This window comes from Xanthomonas sp. NCPPB 2864, from assembly GCF_056675615.1.
On record NZ_JBWWVS010000001.1, the window covers coordinates 1,102,222 to 1,121,234 of the forward strand.

Annotated in this window: 16 protein-coding genes, 5 tRNA genes and 2 pseudogenes; 12 read left to right on the forward strand and 11 right to left on the reverse strand. The window is 65.4% G+C overall.

The annotated features are described in order from the left end of the window. Nucleotides 1-81: 81 nt before the first annotated feature. The 3 genes from ppsR to AC1KVE_RS04635 all read left to right on the forward strand — a co-directional run bounded on the left by ppsR (nucleotide 82) and on the right by AC1KVE_RS04635 (nucleotide 2,163). Nucleotides 82-903, forward strand: coding sequence for a posphoenolpyruvate synthetase regulatory kinase/phosphorylase PpsR (gene ppsR / locus AC1KVE_RS04625; protein ID WP_024939184.1), 822 nt, complete (start codon nucleotides 82-84; stop codon nucleotides 901-903). 197 nt (nucleotides 904-1,100) lie between these two features. Beyond that, nucleotides 1,101-1,610 (forward strand): DUF1249 domain-containing protein, encoded by a 510-nt coding sequence (locus AC1KVE_RS04630; RefSeq protein ID WP_481091836.1) that lies wholly within the window; start codon nucleotides 1,101-1,103, stop codon nucleotides 1,608-1,610. A gap of 64 nt (nucleotides 1,611-1,674) precedes the next feature. Next, nucleotides 1,675-2,163, forward strand: coding sequence for an NUDIX hydrolase (locus AC1KVE_RS04635; RefSeq protein WP_024939182.1), 489 nt, complete (start codon nucleotides 1,675-1,677; stop codon nucleotides 2,161-2,163). 320 nt (nucleotides 2,164-2,483) lie between these two features. Here AC1KVE_RS04635 and AC1KVE_RS04640 read toward each other — a convergent pair whose 3' ends face one another. Beyond that, complete coding sequence (locus tag AC1KVE_RS04640; protein WP_481091835.1) at nucleotides 2,484-3,245, reverse strand: 3-hydroxybutyrate dehydrogenase; 762 nt, start codon at nucleotides 3,243-3,245, stop codon at nucleotides 2,484-2,486. Between the two features lie 82 nt (nucleotides 3,246-3,327). Here AC1KVE_RS04640 and AC1KVE_RS04645 point away from each other — a divergent pair, with 82 nt between their 5' ends. The 5 genes from AC1KVE_RS04645 to AC1KVE_RS04665 all read left to right on the forward strand — a co-directional run bounded on the left by AC1KVE_RS04645 (nucleotide 3,328) and on the right by AC1KVE_RS04665 (nucleotide 7,085). Then, the gene (locus tag AC1KVE_RS04645; protein WP_481091834.1) at nucleotides 3,328-3,990 is read left to right on the forward strand and encodes a CDP-alcohol phosphatidyltransferase family protein; all 663 of its coding nucleotides are present in this window, start codon (nucleotides 3,328-3,330) and stop codon (nucleotides 3,988-3,990) included. Between the two features lie 54 nt (nucleotides 3,991-4,044). Next, nucleotides 4,045-5,217, forward strand: coding sequence for a class III poly(R)-hydroxyalkanoic acid synthase subunit PhaE (phaE, locus tag AC1KVE_RS04650; RefSeq protein ID WP_481092052.1), 1,173 nt, complete (start codon nucleotides 4,045-4,047; stop codon nucleotides 5,215-5,217). Nucleotides 5,218-5,219: 2 nt separating this feature from the next. Further along, nucleotides 5,220-6,296 carry a class III poly(R)-hydroxyalkanoic acid synthase subunit PhaC gene (locus AC1KVE_RS04655; RefSeq protein WP_024938704.1) on the forward strand — a complete coding sequence of 359 codons (1,077 nt, stop codon included), beginning with the start codon at nucleotides 5,220-5,222 and terminating at the stop codon, nucleotides 6,294-6,296. 103 nt (nucleotides 6,297-6,399) lie between these two features. Beyond that, the gene (locus AC1KVE_RS04660; RefSeq protein WP_104574704.1) at nucleotides 6,400-6,600 is read left to right on the forward strand and encodes a PspC domain-containing protein; all 201 of its coding nucleotides are present in this window, start codon (nucleotides 6,400-6,402) and stop codon (nucleotides 6,598-6,600) included. Next, a complete protein-coding gene (locus tag AC1KVE_RS04665; protein ID WP_349777776.1) occupies nucleotides 6,570-7,085 on the forward strand; it encodes a hypothetical protein in 516 nt (171 codons plus the stop codon). Before AC1KVE_RS04660 ends, AC1KVE_RS04665 begins: the two co-directional genes overlap by 31 nt. Here the strand turns inward: AC1KVE_RS04665 and AC1KVE_RS04670 are convergent. Then, complete coding sequence (locus tag AC1KVE_RS04670) at nucleotides 7,043-8,254, reverse strand: NAD(P)/FAD-dependent oxidoreductase (protein ID WP_349777777.1); 1,212 nt, start codon at nucleotides 8,252-8,254, stop codon at nucleotides 7,043-7,045. The genes AC1KVE_RS04665 and AC1KVE_RS04670 overlap by 43 nt on opposite strands. 192 nt (nucleotides 8,255-8,446) lie before the next feature. On the opposite strand from AC1KVE_RS04670, the gene AC1KVE_RS04675 reads away from it, so the two are divergent. Both AC1KVE_RS04675 and AC1KVE_RS04680 read left to right on the forward strand, forming a co-directional pair. After that, nucleotides 8,447-8,674 carry a hypothetical protein gene (locus tag AC1KVE_RS04675; RefSeq protein ID WP_016904406.1) on the forward strand — a complete coding sequence of 76 codons (228 nt, stop codon included), beginning with the start codon at nucleotides 8,447-8,449 and terminating at the stop codon, nucleotides 8,672-8,674. Nucleotides 8,675-8,918: 244 nt separating this feature from the next. Further along, nucleotides 8,919-11,285: a Tex family protein gene (locus AC1KVE_RS04680; RefSeq protein WP_024938700.1), complete on the forward strand. Its 2,367-nt coding sequence runs from the start codon at nucleotides 8,919-8,921 to the stop codon at nucleotides 11,283-11,285. 387 nt (nucleotides 11,286-11,672) lie between these two features. Here AC1KVE_RS04680 and AC1KVE_RS04685 read toward each other — a convergent pair. The 3 genes and pseudogenes from AC1KVE_RS04685 to AC1KVE_RS04695 form a co-directional block, all read right to left on the reverse strand. Continuing rightward, a pseudogene (locus AC1KVE_RS04685) lies at nucleotides 11,673-14,654 on the reverse strand (PAS domain S-box protein); the annotation flags it as partial. A gap of 6 nt (nucleotides 14,655-14,660) precedes the next feature. Beyond that, a pseudogene (locus AC1KVE_RS04690) lies at nucleotides 14,661-15,464 on the reverse strand (PAS domain-containing protein); the annotation flags it as partial. A gap of 176 nt (nucleotides 15,465-15,640) precedes the next feature. After that, entirely contained in the window at nucleotides 15,641-16,021 is a 381-nt protein-coding gene (locus AC1KVE_RS04695; protein ID WP_046342825.1) for a response regulator, read from the reverse strand. Between the two features lie 139 nt (nucleotides 16,022-16,160). On the opposite strand from AC1KVE_RS04695, the gene AC1KVE_RS04700 reads away from it, so the two are divergent. Together AC1KVE_RS04700 and AC1KVE_RS04705 are read left to right on the forward strand one after the other, a co-directional pair. Then, nucleotides 16,161-16,247, forward strand: a tRNA-Leu gene (locus tag AC1KVE_RS04700). Between the two features lie 349 nt (nucleotides 16,248-16,596). After that, the gene (locus AC1KVE_RS04705) at nucleotides 16,597-16,773 is read left to right on the forward strand and encodes a hypothetical protein (RefSeq protein WP_166771333.1); all 177 of its coding nucleotides are present in this window, start codon (nucleotides 16,597-16,599) and stop codon (nucleotides 16,771-16,773) included. Between the two features lie 189 nt (nucleotides 16,774-16,962). On the opposite strand, the gene AC1KVE_RS04710 is transcribed toward AC1KVE_RS04705, so the two are convergent. The 6 genes from AC1KVE_RS04710 to AC1KVE_RS04735 all read right to left on the reverse strand — a co-directional run bounded on the left by AC1KVE_RS04710 (nucleotide 16,963) and on the right by AC1KVE_RS04735 (nucleotide 18,815). After that, a tRNA-Glu gene (locus AC1KVE_RS04710) sits at nucleotides 16,963-17,038 on the reverse strand. Between the two features lie 48 nt (nucleotides 17,039-17,086). After that, a tRNA-Ala gene (locus AC1KVE_RS04715) sits at nucleotides 17,087-17,162 on the reverse strand. A gap of 489 nt (nucleotides 17,163-17,651) precedes the next feature. Continuing rightward, a tRNA-Glu gene (locus AC1KVE_RS04720) sits at nucleotides 17,652-17,727 on the reverse strand. A gap of 45 nt (nucleotides 17,728-17,772) precedes the next feature. Then, nucleotides 17,773-17,848, reverse strand: a tRNA-Ala gene (locus AC1KVE_RS04725). 104 nt (nucleotides 17,849-17,952) lie between these two features. After that, nucleotides 17,953-18,414, reverse strand: coding sequence for a c-type cytochrome (locus AC1KVE_RS04730; RefSeq protein WP_481091833.1), 462 nt, complete (start codon nucleotides 18,412-18,414; stop codon nucleotides 17,953-17,955). Between the two features lie 8 nt (nucleotides 18,415-18,422). Further along, complete coding sequence (locus AC1KVE_RS04735) at nucleotides 18,423-18,815, reverse strand: c-type cytochrome (protein ID WP_481091832.1); 393 nt, start codon at nucleotides 18,813-18,815, stop codon at nucleotides 18,423-18,425. Nucleotides 18,816-19,013: the final 198 nt, after the last annotated feature.

Sequence of the window (19,013 nt, forward strand, 5' to 3'; positions counted from 1 at the left end):
CCGCTATGATGCAGTGCACAGCGGAATCTGCACAAGCATGAACCCGTAAGTTTTGGACACCAGTTCAAAGAGGTGGTCTTGATGTCAACAATTCGACCGGTGTTCTACGTCTCCGATGGAACCGGTATCACCGCTGAAACGATTGGGCATAGCCTGCTCACGCAGTTCAGTGGATTCAACTTCGTCACCGACCGCATGTCGTTCATTGATGATGCAGAAAAAGCGCGCGATGCGGCGCTGCGGGTGCGCGCGGCAGGTGAGCGGTACCAGGTGCGCCCGGTGGTGGTCAATTCCTGCGTCGATCCCCAGCTGAGCATGATCCTGGCCGAAAGCGGCGCCTTGATGCTGGACGTGTTCGCGCCCTTCATCGAGCCGCTGGAACGCGAACTCAATGCGCCGCGGCATTCGCGCGTGGGCCGTGCGCACGGCATGGTGGACTTCGAGACCTATCACCGCCGCATCAACGCGATGAACTTCGCGCTGAGCCACGATGACGGTATCGCACTCAATTACGACGAGGCCGACGTGATCCTGGTGGCGGTGTCGCGCGCCGGCAAGACGCCGACCTGCATCTACCTGGCATTGCATTACGGCATCCGTGCCGCTAACTACCCGTTGACCGAGGAAGATCTGGAAAACGAGCGCCTGCCTCCGCGCCTGCGCAATTACCGCAGCAAGTTGTTCGGTCTGACCATCGACCCGGAGCGGTTGCAGCAGATCCGCCAGGAGCGGCGCGCCAATTCACGCTACAGCGCGGCAGAGACCTGCCGGCGCGAGGTGGCCACCGCCGAGCGCATGTTCCAGATGGAGCGCATTCCGACCTTGAGCACCACCAATACCTCGATCGAGGAAATTTCCAGCAAGGTGTTGTCCACGCTGGGGCTGCAGCGCGAGATGTTTTGAGGCGGGAATTGGTTGGCGGGATTGGGGATTGGGCCGCGCGTAGCGTATTCACTATCCAGGGCTGCCGTGACGTATCGCGGCCGCTTAGCAAGCGTCAAGGAAATCAAGCGGGCGGAGCAGGGCTCCGCCAAGGTAGGCCTGCCGGTGGCCGGTCGTCAATGCTGCCCGTGCGGCAGCGCAGCGTGTAGGATCGGTTCATGGCGCAAGCACTGAGTAAACTCGAACGCATCCCCAAGTTGAGCCGGTTCGGCTGGCTGATGGGCTTGTACGCAGAAAACTTTCAGCATCTGACCCGGCTGTTCGCACCGGCCGATCTCGCTCCCGGCTCCTATGTCTCGTCGATCGGCGATGGCCTGGACCTGCGTCTGGACGTGATCGAGTGCCACCGCTACACGGTCGAGTTGCGGCTGACCTACGACCTGTGCGATCCCGTCACCGGCGAGCCTGACCCGTCGGCCTACGTGCGCCTGTACCGCGATGCGCGCCAGGCCGAGACCACCCATTGCTATGTCGGCCGTCGCTGGCAGGACGTGATGGGCATGTTCCCGCCGCCAGCCGAGCTGATCAGCCACCGCATGCGCATGAACACGTTCCTGGGCAAGTGGCTGGACTATCTGGCCGAGCGCGGCCATGGCGTGGCTACCTTGCGTCTGGATACCGACTACGTCGCGCCTGCGCGCCCGAGCTCGCAGGCTGCGGTCGGCTGAGGCTGCGCCACGCCGCTTGCACAGCATCGGTCATACTGATGCGCTCGATTCCAGCGCGCCCGCCATGCCCTATACCCCCATCGTCGCCACGCTCGGCTACCTGTTGTCGCCCGACGGCACACAGGTGTTGATGATCCATCGCAATGCCCGCCCCGGCGATCAGCACCTGGGCAAATACAACGGGCTCGGCGGCAAGGTGGAGCCGGACGAGGACGTACTGGCCGGCATGCGCCGCGAGATCCGCGAAGAGGCCGGCGTGGAATGCGGCGACATGCAGCTGCGCGGCACCATCAGCTGGCCGGGCTTCGGCAAGCAGGGCGAGGACTGGCTGGGCTTCGTGTTCCTGATCCGCAGCTTCCAAGGCGAGCCGCAGGCTTCCAACCCGGAAGGCACGCTGGAATGGGTGGCGATCGACCGCATGGACCAGGTACCGATGTGGGAAGGCGACCGCAATTTCCTGCCACTGGTCTTCGATGGCGACCCGCGTCCGTTTCATGGCGTGATGCCGTATCGCGACGGGCGCATGCAGTCGTGGACGTATTCGCGCATCTGAGCGGGATTGAGGAAGTGCGCCGCCGCCCAGGCGAGCGCGGCTGTTACTGCTGGCTGGCGCGGTCAACGCAGTGCCGAAGTTAAGCCTCCGCCGTCCTTAATGGACTTCGATCTGCTGGCGCCAATGCGCATGCGATCGACCTGGCGAGCGCAACCGCAAGCCGGCGCTGCACGCTGTGGCGACCTGCAGCCTGCATTCCGCCTCCACGCACTTCTCCACACCGGTTGTGGATGAATCCTGCGCAAGTCTGTGGACAACTGCGCGCGCGCCTTGCGGCGTAAGGCGGCCACGGAAGCTGGTGAAAATTTCGCCAGCCGTGCTCACTGCGCGGTCCAGCCGCCGTCGATGGCGATCGCCTGCCCGGTGATGTTGCGCGCGGCATGCGACATCAGGAACGCGACCGTGCCGGCGAGTTCGTCGTAGTCGATGAAGGCGCCCTTGGGCATCGGCTTGAGCATCACATCGCGAATCACCGCCTCTTCGGCGATGCCGCGCGTGCGCGCCTGGTCGGCGATCTGGCGCTCCACCAGCGGGGTGCGCACATAGCTCGGGCACAGCGTGTTGACGGTGATGTCGCAGTCGGCGGTTTCCAGGGCGATGACCTTGGCCAGGCCGACCAGGCCGTGCTTGGCGGCGACATACGCGCTCTTGTACGGGCTGGCGACCAGCGAGTGGATGCTGCCGATGTTGACGACGCGCCCGTAGCCGGCCGCGCGCATGCCGGGCAGGAGCGCGCGGCTGAGCCGTGCGGCGCCGGTCAGCATCACATCCACCAGCAAGGCCCAGCGCTGCATCGGAAAGTCTTCCAGCGCGGCAACCTGCTGCAGGCCGGCATTGTTGACCAGCACCTGCGGCGCGCGCGTCACGCGCGCCAAGGCCTGCGCGATGCCGTGGTCATCGGTCACGTCCAGCGCCAGTGCTTCGGCCGAGCCGCCGGTGTCGCGCAGGCGCTGCGCGGTGCGTTCGGCTGCCGCCAGGTCCATATCGCTGACGATCAGATGGTGGCCGCCGGCGGCCAGCTCGGTGGCGATGCCGGCGCCGATGCCGCTGCCTGCGCCGGTGATCAGGATGCTGCGCTTCATGCTGTCCTCGGTGTCGATCGTGCCCGGCCGGAGCGGCCACGCTGATCGCCAGCCTAGCCGATAGCGCGAAACGGTCGCCTGCATGGCGTGCGCGCGTTACCCTTTGCGCCTTGCTCTTCTCAGGTTCCGCATGAAACGCCATTTCTCGATGCTGCGCGATTTCCAACTCGCGGACTGGTTCACCCTGGCCAACGCCTTCTGCGGCACCGGCGCGGTGTTCGCGTCGATGCGCTTCCTGCAGGAAGGCCATCACGGCGACCTGCTGCTGGGCATGGCGCTGATCCCGCTGGCGTTCGTGTTCGATGCGCTGGACGGGCATGTGGCGCGCTGGCGCAAGGCGTCCTCGACCCTGGGCCGCGAGCTGGATTCGCTGGCCGACGTGATCTCGTTCGGGGTGGCGCCGGCGGCGCTGGGCTATGCCTGCGGCATGCGCGGCGGCTGGGATTGGCTGGTGCTGAGCTATTTCGTCTGCTGCGGCGTGAGCCGGCTGGCGCGCTACAACGTGACTGCCGAAGAGATCGCCGGCGAGGCCGACAAGGTGCCGTACTTCGAGGGCACCCCGATCCCCACCAGCCTGCTGCTGGTGATCCTGCTGGCGGTGGCCGCCAGCAGCGGCCATATCGGCCAGACCTTGTGGTGGGGCCAGTGGCAGCTCGGGCCGTGGCAGTTGCACCCGTTGGTGCTGCTGTTTGCGGTGTCCGGCTCGCTGATGATCAGCAAGACGCTGCGCATCCCCAAGCCCTGACCGGTACGGCCGGGCACACGCGGTAGGATGGCTGGTGGACAGTCACGGGAAGGGATCATGGCAACCAGCGGTTCGGACAACGGCAACTTCGAGGACAACGCGCGCCAGTACTGGAGCGCCTGGGGAGATGCCATGCGCCACGGCCAGTCCGGCGCCGCTGCCCAGCCCGGCGCCGTTCCCGGGGCGGGGCCGGGCAGCGACGCACCGCAGGATTGGCGCAAGGCGATGGACTGGTGGTCGCAACTGCTGCCCACCCAGGCCGCACCGCAGGCGCAGGAGGCCATCGACCGCTTCCGTCATCAGGCCGGCGACTGGTTCGGCACCATGCAGCAGGTGGCCGCGCAGTTTGCCGGGCGCGACACCTCGGCCAACGAAGTCTCCGAAGCCTGGCGACGCGCCGTGCAGGGGCAGGGCGAGCAGCTGATGCAGTGGACGCTGGGCTCGCTGCGTGGCGGCAGCCCCGGCGGCTTCGACCCGTGGCTGCAGGACGCTGCGCAGGCGCTGGCGAAGTGGCGGGAAGAAAACGCGCCCTGGCTGGACATGCCGGCATTCGGCGTGAGCCGCAATCACCAGGCACGCCTGCAGACGCTGGCCCGTGCGCAGCAGGAGTACCAAGCGCAATCGCAGGCCTACGGCGAACAACTCAAGTCGGCCATCGAGCAGGCGTTCGGCCTGTTCGCCTCCAAGTTGGGGGAGCACGAAAGCAGCGGCAGTCAGCTGACCAGTGCGCGTGCCTTGTTCGATCTGTGGATCGAGGCCGCCGAAGAGTCGTATGCCGACGTCGCCTTGTCCGACCAGTTTCGCGAGGTGTATGGCGGCTTTGCCAATGCGCATATGCGCCTGCGCGCCGCGTTGCAGGAAGAAGTGGAGCAGTTGAGCGAGCGTTTCGGGATGCCGACGCGTTCGGAGATGGACGCCGCGCACCGCCGCATCGCCGAGCTGGAACGTGCGGTGCGGCGCATGCTGCGCACCGCGGCCAGCCCGGCCAGCCCGGCCGGCAAGCCGGCTGCAGCGGCGGCTGACCCGGTTGCGCCGGCCACGGCCAGGCGCGCGCCGGCATCCAGGGCGGACACTGCGCCCAAGCCGGCAGCGGCGACCAGCCCGGCCAAGAAACCACCAGCGAAAACCGCCCCAGCCAAGAACACGAAGGCGGCCAAAAGCGCCGCCAGGCCATCGGCCGGCACAGCTTCCGGTAAGCCGGCCGCACGCAAGCCACGTGGAGCGTAGACATGAAAGGCCCGTTGGGATTCAGCGCCGAAGACCTGATGCAGGAAACCCTGTCGATGCAGCGCAAGCTGCGCGAGGGGCTCAAGCTGCTGCCCGGCGTGGAAGACGTGGATTACGGCGTGACCGAGCGCGAGGAAATCTGGCGCGATGGCAAGGTGGTGCTGTACCGCTTTGTCGGCGAGCAGGCGCCGGTGGCCAGGACGCCGCTGCTGATCGTCTACGCGCTGGTCAACCGCCCCTACATGGTCGATCTGCAGGCCGACCGCTCGCTGGTCAAGGGCCTACTGGGCCACGGCCAGGACGTCTACGTGCTGGATTGGGGCTACCCGGACCGCTCCGAGCGTTACCTGACGCTGGAGGACTATCTGCTGCGCTATATCGATGGCGCGGTGGATCACCTGCGCGCGCAGTCGGGGCTGGAGGCAGTCGATGTGCTCGGCATCTGCCAGGGCGGCACGTTTGCGCTGTGCTATGCGGCGCTGCAGCGGCCGAAGGTGCGCAACCTGATCACCATGGTCACGCCGGTGGATTTCCACACCCCCGACAACATGCTCTCCAACTGGGCGCGCATGGTCGATGTGGATCTGTTCGTGGACACCATGGGCAACGTGCCGGCGGATCTGATGAACGCCAGTTACCTGATGCTCAAACCGTTCCGGCTGAATCTGCAGAAATACGTCGGCTTGCTCGACATCCTCGACGACAAGCAGGCGCTGGAAGATTTCCTGCGCATGGAAAAGTGGATCTTCGATTCGCCCGATCTGGCCGGCGAGGCGTTCCGCGAGTTCGTCACCCAGTTCTATCAGCGCAATGGGCTGGTGACCGGGCAGGTGCGCATCGGCGGGGAGGCGGTCGACCTGCAGGCGGTGGACATGCCGGTGCTCAACATCTACGCCGAACACGATCATCTGGTGCCGCCCGACGCCTCGCGTGCATTGCGCGGCCTGGTCGGCAGCGACGACTACACCGAGCTGAGTTTCCGCGGCGGGCATATCGGCATCTACGTCTCCGGACGTGCGCAGCGCGAGGTGCCGGTGGCGATCCACCGCTGGTTGCAGGAGCGTGGCGGCAACGCGTGATCCGGCTTCGGGTTGCGCTGTGCCTGCAGCGAGCAGCCGCAGCCGTCACAAGGCGCAGTCGCTGCGCTTTTTAGACTGGGCGACACGTTCGAAGGAGCCTTCCATGGTCACGACCACCACATTGTCCCGTTCCCTCAACGACCGCATGATCGCCGGCGTGGTCGGCGGCATCGCCCGCCGCTTCGGCTGGAGCTCCACGCTGTTGCGGGTGCTGTTCGTAATCGTGTCGATCGCCTCGGCCGCGTTCCCCGGCATCCTGGTCTATCTGATCCTGTGGCTGCTGATCCCCAATCAGGCCGACTGACGCCCGCCCGGCGCCGGTGGTCGTCCGTGCAGGTGCTGGGCGCGTTGTGGACGCTGCCCAATACCTTGCTTGGCCTTGCCATCGGTGCCGCCGGCAGCTGTTTCGGCGCGCGTCCGCGCTGGTCCGGGCAGGAAGTGGCCGTGGTGTTCCATGCCTGGCCATGGGGACCGGGCGGGGCGATGACGCTGGGCAATGTGATCCTGCTCAAGGGCGCCTCACTGGATCTGCAGTGCAGCACGTATGCGCATGCGGCAGGGCGTTGTCAGCACCCGCCGGTGCGCCTGGGCGACCACGAACGTGCGCATGTCTACCAGTACATGCTGCTCGGCCCGCTGTTTTTGCCGGTGTATCTGCTGTGCGGCGGCATCCACGTGCGCAATCCACTTGAACGGGCCGCCGACACGTATGCGCTGCACGGCCACGGCTGGTGGCCGTGGGGATCTCAGCGCAACCGCGAGAAACCGAACAGGTCCGATAACGGGTGAGGCCTGCCTTCCAGTTGCGCGCGCAATAAGCCTGCACCGATCGCGCTGTAGGTGATACCGTTGCCGCCGTACGCCATCGCGAACGACACCCGCGGCCCATGTTGCGGATGCGGGCCGAAGAATGGCAGTCCATCGGCGGTTTCGGCGAAGGTGCCGCCCCAGGCGAACACCGGGCGCAGGCTGATGTCCGGCATCGTCTGGTGGATCTTCTTCAGCAGCGTCTTCAGCTTGCGCATGACACGTGCGTCGCGACGTGCGGGCAGATCGATATTGTCGTCTTCGCCGCCGGCCACCACGCGTCCATCCGGCGTGCTGCGCAGGTAGAGATAGGGACGCGCGGTTTCCCACATCATGGTGTGCTTGAGCGCGCCCATCTCGCCATCGTGCAGCGGATCGGTCACGAATGCGTAGCTGCTGCGGTTGCGTGCCACGCGCTGCGACAGCCACTGCTGGTTTGCGTAGCCTGCGGCCATGATGACGTGCCGGGCGCGCAGCGTGACCCCGTCGCGGGTGCGCAACGCGACATGCCGGTCGTGGGGTGTGAGGGTGGCGATCGCGGTGCGGTCGTAGATGCGCGCGCCGTAATGCTCGCCTTCTGCAAACAGGCGGTAGCACAGCCGATACGGATCGACGCTGGCAGCCAGGCGGCTGAGGATCGCACCCTCGGAGCGTACGCCGTAGTTGTGCCACAACGGCGCGCGCTCGATCCATTCGACCGGAAGAGTGTGGGTTTTTCGCACCTGCAGTTCGCTGCGTAGGTCGTCGAGATCCCGCGACCGGCTGGCGTAGTACAGGCTGTCCTGACGGCTGAAGTCGCAGCCGCCCAGCGTATTGCAGAGGCCTTGCAGGTCGATGATGGCTTGCGCGCACGCAGCGTATGCAAGCGCTGCCGCCGGCATGCCGTAATGCCTGGCCAACTCGATCATCGGTGTGTCGATTTCGTACTGCAGCAAGGCGGTACTGGCCGAGGTACTGCCCCAGCCGATCTCGCGCTGCTCGAGCACCACCACCTCGTGCCCGTGCTTGAGCAGTTCGTGCGCGATCAGCGCGGCGGTGACCCCGCCGCCGATGATGGCCACCTCGCAATCGGTGTCCCGCTCCAGACGCGGATAGGCGCGCATCAACCCATTGCGGATCGACCAGAACGGGTAGCCACTCTTGAGGTCCATGCGGTGTCGTACGTGCGGGTGGAGCGCAATTGGACCGGCAGGCCGGGTGAAGCGGTTGTGCAGACAGGCGAGGGGATCCCGCCGTCACCAAACCGCAAACAGCCGGCGTTAACGTGCGTGGAAAGCTCCTCACGGCACGGTCGTTATGCTCGCGCCACTAACGTAGTCACAGTTGTTAATGAGGGTGTGGGCATGTCGATCGTTCTGTATGTCGGTGGCAGCAAAGATGGCGACAAGGGAGTTGTGCCTTACGGGTTCAGCAAGTCGCGCGCGATGACCGACGCTGGCCCGGAGATCTATGTCGAGCGCATGGTGCCGTTGAAGGACGTCGGCAAGATCCGCGTGATGGCACTGGAATCGCTGCACGAAAGCATCCTGGTTGAGCGCGCGGCCACGCATTACGCAGGTCGCGCCAGCTAAGCGCGGCCGACCGGACGAGTGCGCCCACCGTCAGTGGGCGCCAAGTGCCCACTGCTGCAGGTATCGCAACGGTACTTCAGCGCTTCCGCACCATCGGTAACCACCTGACGATCGCCCGCTAGCGCTTGTCAGCCATCGACGGGCGCGCCGGCATAGGGTTATGGCGATCCTGTCAACGGGTTCCCGCGGCGGGCCAGCACTGCGAAAATGCTTTTTTCAGTGAAGCGGCTCCGGCCGCGCCGCCATGCACGACAGCCAGCTTGCCCAGCAGATCGCTCGCACCATCGCCGACGAGATCGGTGCCCAACCCGCCCAGGCGCGCGCCGCCATTGCCCTTCTCGATGAAGGCGCCAGCGTTCCGTTCATCGCGCGCTACCGCAAGGAAGTCACCGGCGGGCTGGACGATACCCAGCTGCGCAATCTGGAAACGCGCCTGACCTATCTGCGCGAGCTGGAAGAGCGCCGCGCGGCGATCCTGTCCAGCATCGGCGAGCAGGGCAAACTCAGCGACGAATTGCGCGCCGAGATCGTGGCGGCCGACAGCAAGTCGCGGCTGGAAGACCTGTACCTGCCTTACAAGCCCAAGCGCCGCACGCGTGCGCAGATTGCGCGCGAAGCCGGTCTGGAGCCGCTGGCCGATGGCCTGCTGGCCGACCCGAACCAGGCGCCGGAAGTCGCTGCTGCGGCGTACATTGACGCAGAAAAGGGCGTGGCCGATATCAAGGCAGCGCTGGAAGGCGCACGCGCCATCCTGATGGAGCGCTGGGGCGAAGATGCCGCCCTGGTGGGTGAGCTGCGCAGCTGGTTGAACGACAACGGCGTGATTCGCGCGCGCGTTGCCGAGGGCAAGGAAGAGGCCGGTGCCAAGTACCGCGATTACTTCGATCATGCCGAATCGCTGTCCAAGATTCCCTCGCACCGCTTGCTGGCGCTGTTTCGTGCGCGCCGCGAGGAGTTCCTGTACCTGGATCTGGAGCCGGGCAACGATGCCGAGGCCGGCCATCAGTACGCCGAAGGCCGTGTGGCGCGCAATGCCGGCATCTCCAACCAGAACCGTCCGGCCGATCGCTGGTTGCTGGATGCCTGCCGGCTGACCTGGCGCGCCAAGCTGCACATGCATCTGCTGCTGGACCTGTTCAACCAGGCGCGGGAGAAGGCCGAGGCCGAGGCGATCGCCGTGTTCGGCGACAACCTCAAGGACCTGATGCTGGCCGCGCCGGCCGGCCCGCGCGTGGTGCTGGGGCTGGACCCGGGTATCCGTACCGGTTGCAAGATCGCCGTGGTCGATGCCACTGGCAAGCTGGTGGCCACCGAGACGATCTACCCGCACGAGCCCAAGCGGCAATGGGAGCAGTCGCTGCAGACGATCAAGAAGCTGTGCATGCAGCACAACGTGGAGCTGATTGCGATCGGCAATGGCACCGCCAGCCGCGAGACCGACAAGCTCGCTGGTGAGGCGATCGCGCTGTGCGGGGCGAGCAAGCTGCAGAAGATCGTGGTCAGCGAAGCCGGTGCGTCGGTGTATTCGGCGTCCGAGTTTGCTGCCAAGGAGTTTCCCAATCTGGACGTGTCGCTGCGCGGTGCGGTGTCGATTGCGCGGCGCCTGCAGGATCCGCTGGCCGAGCTGGTCAAGATCGAGCCCAAGGCGATCGGCGTGGGCCAGTACCAGCACGACGTGGATCAATATCGTCTGGCCAAGGCGCTGGAGGCGCGCGTGGAAGACTGCGTCAATGCGGTCGGCGTATACGTCAATACCGCGTCGGCGGCGCTGCTGTCGCGCGTATCCGGGCTGTCGAGCACGGTGGCGGAAAACATCGTGCGCCATCGCGACGACAACGGTCCGTTCAAGCGCCGCAAGGACCTGCTCAAGGTGCCGCGTCTGGGCGACAAGACCTTCGAACAATGCGCCGGTTTCCTGCGCATCGCCGATGGCGACGAGCCGCTGGACGTGTCGGCGGTGCATCCGGAAGCCTATCCGGTGGTCGAGCGCATCGTCGGCAGCACCGGCAAGCCGATCAAGGCCCTGCTGGGCGACGGCAGCTTCCTGCGTGGACTCAAGCCGGAGCTGTTCACCGACGAGCAGTTCGGTGTACCGACCGTGCGCGACATCCTCAAGGAGCTGGAAAAACCCGGCCGCGATCCGCGCCCCGAGTTCAAGGCGGCACAGTTCGCCGAAGGCATCGAGGACATCAAGCACCTCAAGCCGGGCATGGTGCTCGAAGGCGTGGTCAGCAACGTCGCCGCTTTCGGTGCGTTCGTCGACATCGGCGTGCATCAGGATGGCCTGGTGCACATCTCCGCGTTGTCGGACACCTTCGTCAAGGATCCGCGCGATGTGGTCAAGGCCGGCGACATCGTCAAGGTCAAGGTGCTGGAAGTGGACGTGGCGCGCAAACGCATCGCGCTGACCTGCCGTCTGTCCGATACGCCACCGCCGGCCGATGCTGCAGCCCAATCGCGCGATCAGCGCGGCAACGGCGGCGCGGGGCAGGGCCGGCGCGAGGGTGGCGGTGGGCGTGGCCCGGCGCAGGGCAACAGCAAGCCGCGCACCACTGCGCCGCCGGCCGACAACGCGCTGGCCGCGGCATTCGCGCGCGCCAAGCGCGGCTGAGCCAGCGTGCCCGGCGGCTGTCCTGGCGTGGCTGGGCCGTGTAGATAGACCCGCTCGCAAGGCGGCGGGTCCGGCTGCGATTGGATCGCGCTTGGGCAGGCTGATCTGCAACTTGGCTGCGGGTCCGTGCACTCCGACCACCGCGGTGCGCCTATGCAGATACGATCAGTCATAAGGCGGCTGACCTGCGGTCTGGCTGCGGGGCCCTTGCCCGCCCACCATCGCAGGACACGCAGCAACTAGGTCCATGTAGGCTCTTACGCGGCATCCATGCCGCGTAAGGTCCCGCGACGGTAGGCGGGCAAGGACCTGTTGGGATGGTCGGTGTGTGTGTGCTGCAAGCAGCACTTGGTTGACGACGCTGTTTTATTGCGTTTCCAGGCGATCTCACGCCTCGCTGCGTACCGCGCGCGTCGGCAAGATCAGGCGTTCGATCAGGTCGACCAGGCCGGGTGGTTCCACCGGCTTGCCCATATGCGCATCGAATCCGGCGACCACAGCGCGGTCGCGGTCTTCTTCGCGCACATAGGCGGTGAGGGCGATCGCAGGGATGTGCCGCGGCAGGTCGGCGCGGCCGGAGCGCACGGTGCGGATCAAGTCGTAGCCGTCGCGCACCGGCATGGCGATATCGCTGACCAGCACGTCGAAGGGCGTCTCTGCCAGGCATTGTTCGGCCGCTTCCACCGAGCCGGCCGCCTGCACCTGCGCGCCGGCAAGCATCAGGAACTGCACTACCGCCTCGCGCGAATCCTGGTCGTCGTCGACCAGCAGCAGGCGCACGCCATCCAGGCGCCCGAGACAATCACTCGGCAGCGGACCGACCTGCAGCGACCCGGCCGACGCGGGACGCAGATCGCTGACCCCGTGCTGGAACGGCAGCACGATGGTGAAGGTCGACCCCTTGCCTTCGCCCGCACTGGAGGCACCCAGGCTGCCGCCGTGCAGATCGACCAACTGGCGCGAGATCGACAAGCCCAGCCCCAGCCCGCCCACGCGCCGCGTGGTGCCGGCATCGGCCTGCCGAAAGCGGTCGAACACATGCGGCAGGAACTCGGCCGCAATCCCGATGCCGGTGTCCTGCACGCACAGTCGCAGCCGTTCGTCCTCGATGTCCAGCGCCACCCGCACCGTTCCGCCGGGTGAGGTGAACTTGAGCGCATTGCTGAGCAGGTTGGACAGCACCTGCTGCAGCCGCCCGGCATCGCCGAAGAACCAAAGCTCGCCCTCGCCGGGTGCATCCAGTTCCAGCGCGATGTCGCGCGCAAGTGCAGACGGCTGCATCAACTCCACCGTACTGCGCATCAGTCCTGCGATATCGAAGTGCTCTGCCTGCAGGCGGATCTTGCCGGACAGGATCGCACTCATGTCGAGCAGGTCGTCGATGATCTGCGTCTGCGCACGCGCACTGCGTTCGATGATGACCAGCCCCTTGCCCAGATTGGCCGGCTCGAACACCTCCGACTGCATCAACCGCGACCAGCCCAGGATGGCATTGAGCGGCGTGCGCAATTCGTGGCTGAGCGTGGCCAGGAACTCGTCCTTGACCCGGTTGGCATGCTCGGCCTGGCTGCGTGCGACAGTCTCGGCCTGCAGCGATTGCTTGAGCTTGGCATCCACGCGCGTACGCTCGATGACGATGCCGGCCAGATGCGATGCAGAGCGCGCCATCGCCTGTTCGCGCAGCGAGGGCAGGTGGACGCGGTCGTAGTAGATGTTGAGCGTGCCCAGCACCTGGCCGTTGCTGTCCAGGATGGGCGTCACGCAGCAGGCGACGATGCCCAGCGCCGCCGAAATCGCGTGGTGGTCGCTGAAGCTGGGGTCGGCCTGGATGTCCTCGCAGATCACCTGCTGACCGAGATAGGCCGAGCGCGCGCACGGCGGTCCGTTCGGCCCGATCGGCGAGGCTTCGAAATGCCCGCGGTACTCGACCGGAAAATGCGGCGCCGAGCCGAAGCTCAGCATCTTGCGTACGTCATCCAGCACCATCACCGCGCAATACAGCGCAATCTCGCCACGCGCTTCCACGCTCGCTGCGATGGCGTCCAGCACTACCGGCAGCGGCGCGCCGGTGGTGATCAGGCTCAGGATGGCGCGATCGGAGGCGGTTTCATCCTCGATCAGCTTGCGTTCGGAGATATCGGTCAGCGAACCGATATGGCCGAGGAAGCGTCCGTCGCTGGCGAAATGCGGCGACGCGGTATCGATGCACCAACGGTATTGCCCGTCGTGACGACGTACGCGGTACTCGGCCAGGAACTCGCCTCGCTGCTCCAAGGCCTGGCCGAATGCGTGGCGCACGCGTTCGGCGTCGTCCGGATGCATCACATCCCACCAGCCCTGGTCCATTGCCTGGTCTTCGGCCTGCCCGGTGAAGTGGTACCAGCGCGGATTCCAGTACACGCAGTCGCCCTGCGCATCGGCCATCCAGATCATTGCCGGCACCGTCTCGCACAAGGCGCGGAAGCGCACTTCGCTTTCGCGCAGCTGTTGCTCGAACGCACGGCGGTCATGGATATCGGTGTAGGTGCCGATCCACTCGCTGATGCTGCCGTCGTCGCCGCGCACGGGCAGGGCACGCGCCAGATGCCAGCGCCGCTGGCCATCGTGGCGTTGCAGCTCGCACTCCATTTCGTAGGCGCGTTCGCCCTCGATGGCCAACGCCCAGGCCTGCGCAGACAGCTGCAGGCCATCGGCGGTGTGTGCCTGATGCCACGCGGCGGTCTGGTGGTCGGCAGGATCCAGTCCGGTGTATTCGTACCAGCGCCGGTTGAAGTAATGCGGCTCACCCTCCGGGTCGGCAATGAAGATGATCTGTGGCAGCGTATCGGCCAGTCGGCGTAGCCGCGCCTCGTTGGCGGCCAGTTGCTGCTGCGCCTTGGCGCGTTGCATGGATTCCCAGCAGCGCGCCGCAACCAGGCGGACCAGCTCGATCTCGGCGGACAGCCAGCGCCGCGGTGCGCGCTGATGCACGCCGATGGCCGCGACCAGGCGGCCGTGTTTGTGCAGCGGAATCGCCAGCGACGCGCGCAGGCCGGAGCGGCGGTACTGCTGCGCCACGTAGTCCGGTGCGCCGGGCGCCATCGCATCGGTGGTGAACCAGGGGCGATTCTCCAGCAGGGCGTCGCGCAGGCCCTGTGCCACTTCCAGCGGAAAATCGCCCTGCAGGCTAGGCATGTCCTGCACATGGTCGCTGATCACGTGCATGGTTCTGCCGTCGGCCGCCGCCAGGCCGAACGCGCAGCGATTGACCTGCAGATGCTCGCCCAGCAAGCGCACGCTGGTATCGATGATCTGACGCGGATCGGAAACGTTTTGCAGCGCGTCTTCGAGCATCAGCAGGAAACTGTCGCGACTTGCCATGCTGCGTTGCTGGGTGACATCGAATCCGTGCACCAGGATCGCGTCAATGCGGCCGTCGCGCTCGCGCATCGGCTGATACAGGAAATCCACGAAGGTCTGATCGAGCGCATTGCCGGGCGTGCGCTGCAGATAGGCGGACATCGACTCGCCGATGAAGGGGCGGCCGCTGCGCCGCACCTCATCGAGCAGCTCAAGATAGCCCTGGTCTGCGACTTCCGGCATCGCCTCGAGCAACGGACGGCCGAGCAATGGTCGCTGGCCGACCAGCTCGTGGAAGCGTTGGTTCGCGCTTTCGATGATGTAGCCGGGTCCCCGCAGCACCGCCATGAAGGCCGGCGACTGGTCGAGCGAAGGCGACACCGCTGCGGGCGCGGACTCGCGACGGGGCGGCCCTGCAGCAGGGGCGGGCGTGCCGGCGACATACAGCATGCCCAGAGGTTTGCCGGCCTGCAGCACCGGGCTGCAGGACCACGTCGACAGCGTCAATGCTGCACGCGCATCGGCATCGCTGTGGTTGGCTTCAGCGCCGTCTGCAAGTTCCGCCAAGGGTTGGCCGAATGCTGCCGGGTGGCGTTCACCCAACAGCGCGGCGCAGGCATCGTTGTAGATGCAGCGCGACTGCTCGCCCCAGACCAGCAACATTGGCGCCTGTGCATGCAGGCACAGCGAAAGCGTCGTGCGCAGCGCTGGGCTGTCGCGTAGCAGCGGGTCGGCGGCGCATGCGGACGATGCCAGCAACAGCCCGGCTGTCTCGCACGTCTCCGGCAACAGACCGGCAAACGGCGACACGGCGATATCCATTGGTGACCTGCCCATCATGCCTGGATGCACGATTCTAGTGGCAAGCGAGCCGTGATCGAGGGGTGTGGCAGCCGGCGCGACCGCGCGATGAGCCTACGTTAAGCGCAGCAGGCGGGCGGTCTGGGTGTGGCTGGCGATGCATGAGGGCATCGGCCGGGCCCGCATGCTGGCGACCCAGGGGCTGGTTGGAGCTTTCAGCTGGCGGCGCCGCTCAGTTGCCGTGCCCTGGCCAAAGCGCTGATCAGTTCGTCTGACAAATAGGGCTTGGTCAGGATCACGCCGCGCTCGAAGCCGCTGGGGATGGTGCCACTGGCAACACCGGTCGCCAGCACGAACGGAATCCCGAGCTCCGACAGCAACCGGGCGACCGGCTCGCTGGTCTCGCCATTGCCGAGGCGGTAGTCGAGCACTGCGATCTCCGGCGCATCGGCCTGAATCAGGGTCAGCGCTTGCGCAACTTCCCCGACCGGACCCAACACGACCGCGCCAGCCTGGACGAGCTGCAGATCGAGCAGCATGGCATTCATCTGGTCGTTTTCGACCACCAGCACCCGAACTCCACGCAACACCGACATTGCTTACTCCTTCACCTAAGTCGGCCAGTATATCGACACTGCTCCACCGCAGCGCTGACGCCATTGCTTGCAGCTGAATTCGTCAGGCGCGTTCTGACACTGTTCGTTTCATGCGCAAGTCGCTATACTGCGCGGCCACGCCGAAGTGGCGGAATCGGTAGACGCAGCGGATTCAAAATCCGCCGCCCTTAAAAGCGTGTGGGTTCGAGTCCCACCTTCGGCACCAGGATGTAGCGGTACAAGCAAAGCCCTTCTGGCGACGGTCAGAGGGGCTTTTCTTTTATGCGCTCAAGAATCGCCGGAACCGGTAAATGTCTGCCGGCTGTTGACCCGTCGCGCTCAGCAGCATTGCGGTCAGAAACGGAGCGATTTGTGGTCGACGTGGTGCAGCAGCTGGTGCAGCGACGTCACGTTCTTCGTTGTATGGCGGCGTGTTCCATTGCCGCGCATCGATGATGCGTGGTCGCTGAAAATTCCGGCGAGATGAGCGTGGGTTGCTGGTACACGCCTGTAGGCACGCAGCCATCACGCGCGATGCGTACCTTGGAAAGCTCTTTTCAAGCAGGTGGCTTCCCATGGATTTCGATTCTTCGCAGCAACTGCGCATCTTGCGCGACATCCATGACACCAGGCCGGTCGCCGACGAAGAGGCCAACTGGGCAGTGCGTGCCGGCTATGCGACCCAGGCCGAAGACGGCGACATCGATCTCACCCACGAAGGCCGCAAGGCGCTGGATGTCGGCCAGACCTGATCCGTCGTTGTGCGGATTCGTTAGACGCGCAACCAAGCTGTGCGCGTTCCACAATCGATGCGCGCGTGTGTGTGGATGGACTGACAGGATGCGCGCGTATCGTGTCGCCACGCCTGCATGCGGTGGAACAGGGTACCGCTGAATTTCAGGCAAAAAAAAGCCCCGGCAGTGCCGAGGCTTTCGGATGATTGGCGTCCCCACGGGGATTCGAACCCCGGTGTCCACCGTGAAAGGGTGGTGTCCTAGGCCTCTAGACGATGGGGACGCGTATCAAAACCTGGTTGTAGATTCCAGACGGCCTATGTCGGGAATTTGGTGGAGCCAGGCGGGATCGAACCGCCGACCTCCTGCATGCCATGCAGGCGCTCTCCCAGCTGAGCTATGGCCCCACGATGCTGCGAGCCGGCGATCATAGCGACATCGATGGCGCTTGGGAAGTGGTGTGTGCAAAAAAGTTTGCACGACCGATTCGCCAGTAGCGGGAGCAGCGTGGCGCATGCCTTCGCGAGCAGTTGATGGGTGCGCGCGTCGCAGGTCGACCGGATGCGATGTCGTCTGTATGGACGATTGTCTGGTCGCGCAGTAAATGAAGGCGTCGTGGTGGTGGCTTCTTTCGTACGTCGGCAAGCTGCAACAGTCTGCGCGGACGACCAATCGACATTGCAAGCGTGTGCGTTCTCCACCATCGACATGTGTGCGGCTGTGCCGGCAACGGCAGGTTGGGGTCGGGCCGCATTGCAATGATGCGAAGCCGCTGCGTAATCGTCTCAGAAGATCGAGATGCCACCACGAGCACCGCATGCAGATGACCGCGCATGCAATCGATGCTGAAAAACACACAAAAAAAAGCCCCGGCAGTGCCGGGGCTTTCAGATGATTGGCGTCCCCACGGGGATTCGAACCCCGGTGTCCACCGTGAAAGGGTGGTGTCCTAGGCCTCTAGACGATGGGGACGCGTATCAAAACCTGAGTTGTCACCCTGACGGCCTAAGTCAGGAGTGGTGGAGCCAGGCGGGATCGAACCGCCGACCTCCTGCATGCCATGCAGGCGCTCTCCCAGCTGAGCTATGGCCCCACGAAACTGAGAACGAAATGATAGCGGCCTGTTAATGTTCGCGCAAGTGCTTTTTCATTTCGCATGAGACGCAGCGTGCGCGGGGCACGCTGCGCATCGGCAACTCAGTTGACGCCGTGCAGGTCGCGCAGCTGCGTCTGTCGAGCACCGAAGTAGGCGGCCAAGTTGGCGATGTCCTGATCGCTCAGTGCAGTGGCCTGCGCCGTCATCAACGGGTGCTGGCGATCGCCGCTGCGGTAGGCCTGCAAGGCGTGCGCAAGATAATCGCCGTACTGGCCGCCGAGCTTGGGATAGCTGGGGTCGATGGGGGCGTTGCCGTCGGCGCCGTGGCAATCGATGCAGCTCTGGCCGGTGGCCTTGCCTTTCGCGTGCGCCAGCTTGTCGCCGGCGTCGGCGCGCCCGGTCGGCAGGCCGGCAGACGAGCCGGAGCCATGTTCACCGCTGGCGTGGCCGGCATCGCCAGCGGAATGGTCGGTGGACTCGACCTGGGATTGGGAGCAGGCCGCCAACATCAGGGCAGCGACCAGGGCGATGGCTAGACGCGGAGCGTGCAGGGCGTTCGGCATGTGGGCGCTTATTTGAGGGTGGACAGGTAGGCGGAGATATCGGCGATGTCCTGCTCGGAAAAGCTCTGCGCCTGCGCTTGCATGGTGGGATGCTTGCGTTTGCCCTGGCGGTACTCGGTCAGCGCCTGGGTCAGATACTGGATGGACTGGCCGCCGATCTTGGGCACGCGATAACTGGGATAGGCGTTCTTGTAGCCGGTGACGCCATGGCAGCCCTGGCAGGTATAGGCCAGCAAGCGGCCGTTGGACGGATTGCCGGTGGGCGCTGCGGGTGTAGCCACTGCCGCGGCGGGCGAAGGGGTGGCGGGTGCGGCTGGCGTGACTGACGGTGTCGCTGATGCGCCCCCAAACGGCAGGAAGACGACCAGAGCGAGACAAGCGGCGAGCGGCTGCGGGCGCATGGTTTCGTATCCGGAAGACTGATTGAACGTCCGCACGTGGGGGCGTGGCGGAACCGGTCCGAGTATGCCTGCGATTTGGCGTGGCGCAAACGGGGTGAATACGCGAACTTGAACAGACCATGACCTTTGGCGCATTGGCGACATGATCGTTCTGGTGGTCTACTTGCCTACAACACCTGTTCACGCATCCACTAGGAC